The 568-nt window shown below is 35.0% G+C and carries 1 pseudogene; it reads right to left on the bottom strand.

From position 1 onward, the window contains the following. A pseudogene (locus Q1B07_RS26745) lies at positions 1-475 on the bottom strand (transposase); the annotation flags it as partial. Positions 476-568 lie beyond the last annotated feature (93 nt).

Below are 568 nucleotides of genomic sequence, written 5' to 3' on the forward strand. Positions count from 1 at the left end.
GAGGATCTTGTTGGAACTGCTCTTTCTCTTTCTTAGTCATTGTTTGAAGTTTTCTTTGATAATACGAACAGTCATTGTTTTTACACTTGAAGACATGAAAATCTTTTCTATCTTTAATCTTCTCAAGTGTTTTGGAACAGTGAGGACACTTTAGAATGGCCTCTTTAGAAAAACGGTTCTTTTCACTGAAAAGACACGAACACACCTTACACTGATACTGACCTTTATTCCCGTTATTGGCATAAAGATAATCAGAGGGAGCACCACACTTTGGACAGTTCATTGATTTAGGTACGACAGCCTTTGAATTAGAACGTCTTTGAACAGGTTTAAGGGGCTTACCGTGTTCGTCTAAATACTCTTTCAAAAGAATCTTATAATTTAGTTTTTCAAGTGGTTCGATGATCGGGAGATCATCCACCTGGAGTTTTCGATAAGGTTGATTTACAGGTGTTTCTTTAGGTTTTTCAAACATACTTTTCCCAATAAGAAGAGTAAGTAATGTTCGAATTACCTGATCTTGATACTTGATAAATTCCATTAAATAAGTTAATAATTGAGGGTACAA

The organism is uncultured Metabacillus sp., assembly GCF_947503125.1.
GTDB lineage: Bacteria > Bacillota > Bacilli > Bacillales > Bacillaceae > Metabacillus.